5 protein-coding genes are annotated in these 5,015 nt (G+C 43.1%); 4 read left to right on the forward strand and 1 reads right to left on the reverse strand.

The window, feature by feature from the left end:
- The first annotated feature begins 37 nt into the window (after nt 1–37).
- The 4 genes from WB217_RS00615 (at nt 38) to WB217_RS00630 (ending at nt 3,800) form a co-directional block, all read left to right on the forward strand.
- A complete protein-coding gene (locus WB217_RS00615; RefSeq protein ID WP_423989669.1) occupies nt 38–1,015 on the forward strand; it encodes a metal ABC transporter solute-binding protein, Zn/Mn family in 978 nt (325 codons plus the stop codon).
- A 118-nt stretch (nt 1,016–1,133) separates the two neighbouring features.
- Nucleotides 1,134–2,495, forward strand: a complete 1,362-nt coding sequence (locus WB217_RS00620) for a cytochrome ubiquinol oxidase subunit I (RefSeq protein WP_423989662.1) — start codon at nt 1,134–1,136, stop codon at nt 2,493–2,495.
- 15 nt (nt 2,496–2,510) lie between these two features.
- The gene (locus WB217_RS00625; protein WP_423989664.1) at nt 2,511–3,560 is read left to right on the forward strand and encodes a cytochrome d ubiquinol oxidase subunit II; all 1,050 of its coding nucleotides are present in this window, start codon (nt 2,511–2,513) and stop codon (nt 3,558–3,560) included.
- Between the two features lie 84 nt (nt 3,561–3,644).
- Nucleotides 3,645–3,800: a DUF1540 domain-containing protein gene (locus WB217_RS00630; RefSeq protein WP_207500930.1), complete on the forward strand. Its 156-nt coding sequence runs from the start codon at nt 3,645–3,647 to the stop codon at nt 3,798–3,800.
- A gap of 56 nt (nt 3,801–3,856) precedes the next feature.
- On the opposite strand, the gene hmpA is transcribed toward WB217_RS00630, so the two are convergent.
- Nucleotides 3,857–5,015, reverse strand: a 1,159-nt coding sequence (gene hmpA / locus WB217_RS00635; RefSeq protein WP_423989667.1) for an NO-inducible flavohemoprotein, incomplete at its 5' end; no start/stop codon positions are given.

Below are 5,015 nucleotides of genomic sequence, written 5' to 3' on the forward strand. Positions count from 1 at the left end.
ATCGTAATGAGTCCGTTTTAAAAATCAGGGGGCTTTAATAATGAAAAGAACTGCTTTAATTTTTACCATATTCATCATCCTCGGCACTTTTTTAAGCGGCTGCGGAAAAGAGTCGACAGATTCAAAAAAGGAAAATGAAAACCTGTTGCAGGTTTATACAACTGTTTACCCGCTTCAATATTTTGCTGAACAAATTGGCGGTGAATATGTCAATGTTGAAACCATTTATCCGCCTGGATCTGATGAGCACACATTTGAACCTTCGCAAAAGGATATGATGGCACTCGCTGATGCAGACTTATTTTTATACGTTGGACTTGGGCTTGAGGGGTTTGTTGATAAAGCCAGCAAAACTTTAGAGAATGAAGATGTAAAACTAGTGCCAGTAGGCGAAGAATTACATTTAGATGAAGCAGGCCATGAAGATGAAGCTGCAGCTGAAGACCATGACAGCCACGAAGAGGGTAGCCAAGATGGTCACGGACATGGCGATGTCGATCCACATGTCTGGCTTGATCCAATTTACGCAAATGAACTAGCTTTAGTGATTAAAAATCAGTTGGCCGAACAAATGCCAGAGCATAAAGATATTTTTGAAAAAAACTATTCAGAGCTATCAGGCAGACTTGAAGCACTTGACCAGCAATTTGCCGGGGTTGTTGATTCGGCAAAACGGAAAGAAATTATTGTAGCCCACTCAGCATACAGCTATTGGGAGAAACGATACGGCATTGATCAAATCAGCATCTCGGGACTTTCAACGACGAATGAACCGTCTCAAAAGGAACTTCAAAAATTAATAGCTCACGCTAAAGACGAAAAGATAAAATATGTTTTAAAGGAACAAAACTTTGAATCCAAACTGGCGAAGATGGTCCAGGAGGAACTAGATGCAAAATCGATGACGCTTCACAACCTTGCAGTACTGACAGATGAAAACATAAAAAACAAGGATACGTATTTTACATTGATGGAAGACAATATTGCGACATTAAAAAAGGCATTAAATGAATAATTTGTGAAAGCCTCCCTTTTTGGGAGGTTTTTTTATTGTCTTAAATGGAATTGATTACATATTTTTCCGAAAAATGAAGAAAATAGTGAAGTGCATAAATGCGAAAGGATGATGAACGATGGATGATATCTTAATCGCTCGCTCACTGTTTGGAACCACGATGGGTTTCCATATCATTAATGCAACCATAGGTGTTGGACTGCCGTTGATGATTCTGGCTGCTGAGCTTTTATACCAAAGAACGAAAGACGTTGATTATGCGGTAATGGCTAAAAGATGGACGAAGGCATTCGCTGTCACCCTTGGAGTGGGCATTCCAACTGGAACAATCGCCGGGGTGCAGCTTTCGCTCTTATGGCCTGGTTTTATGGAGGTCATTGGAAGGGTTATGGCATTGCCTTTCCAAATTGAAATTTATGCTTTCTTTGTAGAAGCATTATTTATGTCCATTTACGTTTATGCTGCAGATCGAATTGCTCCGTGGATGCGGATTGTCAGCCTTTCACTTGTAGCACTTGGGGCCCTTGCTTCTGCAGTGCTTATTACAAACGTCCATGCCTTCCAGGGGACTCCTGCTGGATTCAGGATCGAAAACGGCGAGCTTGTTGACATTGACCCATGGGCTGCATTCTTCAATCCAAGCTTTGGAGTAACCGCTGTTCATGTCGTTTTTACAGCTTATATGACCGGAGCCTTTATCATTGCCACCGTAGCGGCCTATAAGATGCTGAAAGCAGATTTTGGTTCAAAGCTGTACAAGTTTCATCATAAAGCATTGATGGCAAGCTTGATGATTGGCGGTGTCTTTTCCATCCTGACAGCCGTTAACGGCCACGCGGCTGCTCAATACCTGCACGAATACCAGCCTGAAAAGCTCGCGGGAGCAGAAGGACTTTTTGAAACGCAAAAATACGCTCCTCTGGCAATCGGCGGAATCACAGATAGGGAGACGGAATCCGTAAAATGGGGAATTGAGATTCCCTGGGCCCTAAGCTTCCTTGCAGGAAATTCATTTGAGACCGAAGTGAAAGGGCTTAATGACTTCCCGGAAGAACATTGGCCGCCGCTCTTCATCCATACTTTATTTAACGCAATGGTCGGGGTTGGGATGCTGCTGATTACTCTCTCCATGATTGCGTTTGCCTGGAATAAGCTATTGAAAAAAGAGAAGTTCCCTCGCTTTTTAATGTGGTTATTTGTATTATCAGGTCCGCTTGCGATACTCGGAATTGAATTCGGCTGGATTTTTGCCTGTACCGGAAGACAGCCGTGGAATATTTACCATGTCTTAACGACTGAGGATTCAGCAACAACAGCGACAAATCTTGGCATCCTGTTTGTGCTATTTGCCGCAGTGTATGTATTGCTTGGTGTTATGGAGATTATCGTCCTTCGCTACTATTTCCGTAAAAATACAGTCGCGGATGATCTAAACAGAGCACATCAAAAGGAGATTCCTCTGTATGGGTCAAACACGTGAAAGGATTGAAAAGATGTGACTGATGCTCTTACTGCCATTACCGTCTTATGGGGATTCGTTTTTATTTATGCCGTGATGGCAACGATGGATTTCGGTGCAGGCTTCTGGTCAATGGTTTATATCAATAAAACGAAGACAAAGGCAACGAATATCGCCAACCGTTATTTATCGCCAACATGGGAAGTGACCAATACTTTTATCGTTGCTCTCGTTGTCGCTGTTTACAGTATGTTTCCAAAGGCAGCTTACACGCTCGGGACTGTGCTGCTGATTCCTGGAAGCATGATTTTACTGCTGCTGTCTGTCAGAAGTGCTTTCCTGGTATTTTCAAACATAGCGGAAGATTATCGCAAAGTGCTCACTTATATTTCTGGAATATGCGGCATTCTCATACCTGGCTTGCTTATTAGCGTTTTGCCCATCACTCATGGCGGGTTCGTCGATTTTGCTGATGGTTCACAGAACTTAAATCTGGTCAAACTGTTCAGCAGCCCAAATGAATATGCCTTTATAGGATTCGCCGTCAGCAGCACCTTGTTCCTTTCCTCCCTCCTGCTTGCGGATTATTCTAAAGCATCCGATGAAATAGCTGCTTATTATGTATATCGGAGGGATGCGCTAATTCTTGGCCCTATCTCACTCGTGATGGCTTTTTCAATCATGCTTACATTAAGAAATGAAGCACCATGGATATATACGAAAATGATGGAAGATCTTAATATCTTGGTTGCTTCAGTGGTAATGTTCATTATCGGCGGATTGGCCCTTGTCGTACCTTCCATCGGCAAAAAAAAGCTGCGAGGCATGCCAAGACTGGCGGTTATTATGATTACCCTGCAATATCTGGCGGCGAGCTATGTTTATGGAAAAGCACATCTGCCATACATCGTATTTCCTGAGGTTACCATCCAATCAGCGTTTACAGATCCGAATTCCTTTCGGGCCGTGTTTACGACATATATTGTAGGTTTCCTGATTCTTTTCCCAGGGTTCGTTTACTTCTGGAGCCTTTTCATGCAGGACAAGCGATATTTAAGACAGAAAAAAGTGAAAGAACAGTCCTGATTTACTGCCTATTTTTAGCTCGAATAGGTCTGCTGTGAAAATTGCATGCTAATGGTGTATCAACCAAAAAAGGAGTGGTACATCATGGCGAAGGATGTTTTATGTGAGGTAAATAACTGTCAATATTGGAAGCACGGCAACCGCTGCAGTGCTGATCAAATATACGTTGTCAGCCATACAGGCGAAACGGCGGACAGCACCAGGGAAACCGACTGCCATACATTTGAGCCGTTAGAATAGCTTATATATCAAAAACATGAAAAACACCCCTTATCGCAGGGGTGTTTTCATCTTTTTTATGCTTCTAGGCTTGCCTTTGGTCCAAAGAATTCGAAGTGGATTCTATCTTCTGTTACGCCAAGCTCTTTTAAGGAAGCATTAATTGATTTCATGAATGGAACTGGTCCGCAGAAGTAAAAATCTGCTTGTTCAAGATTTACATTTTCCTGAAGCCATTCTTTCGTTACATATCCTTCTGCGTCGAAACTGCTGTTCAGGCGGTCTTCTTCTGTCGGCGCATCATAGAATACGAATGAATTTACTTTAGCTTTTTCTGCTGTTGCTGCAACTTCATCCTTTAACGCATGGACCTTTCCATTTGCAGCCGCATGGACGAAAGTTACTTCTCTTTCAGGCTGAAGATCTGCCACAGTGTTCAGCATGCTGACCATTGGAGTCAAGCCAACACCGCCGCTAAGCAGTACAACTGGTGACTTTTTCTCACTATCCAGGAAGAAATCGCCCGCTGGAGCACTAATATGCAGGATTTCTCCTTCCTCCACATTGCTGTGCAGATAATTGGATACCTTGCCGTCTGGAGTTGGCATACCAGTTTCCTTTTTCACGCTGATACGGTAGTAGCCTTTTCCTGGTGCATCAGACAGGCTGTACTGGCGGATATGTGTAAACTCTTCCCCTTCTGCCTCAAGCTTGATGCTGATATACTGACCAGGCTTAAAATCAGCTATTGCTCTTCCATCAACTGGCTTTAAGTAGAATGAAGTGATGACTTCACTTTCCTCAATCTTGTTAGCCACAATGAATGGACGGAAACCATCCCAGCCGCCTTTTTGATTCGCTGCAGCATCATACATTTCCGCTTCCACTGAAATAAAGGCGTCTGCAATCACACCATATGCTTCTGCCCATGCATTGATAATTTCGTCCGTTGCTGCTTCCCCAAGTACTTCTTTGATTGCAAGCAGCAAATGCTTTCCTACGATCGGATAATGCTCTGGCTTGATTCCAAGGCTGCGGTGCTTGTGTGCGATTTGGTTTACAACTGGAAGGATCACTTCTAGGTTATCGATATATTTTGCAGCGGCATAAACAGTTCCAGCCAGTGCCCTTTGCTGCCTGCCCTGCTTTTGATTAGCATGGTTAAATATATTTAGAAGTTCTGGGTGGTTTTCGAACATAGTTTTGTAAAAAACAGTCGTGATTTGTTCACCGTGA

This window comes from Mesobacillus sp., from assembly GCF_049588175.1.
GTDB lineage: Bacteria > Bacillota > Bacilli > Bacillales > Cytobacillaceae > Mesobacillus.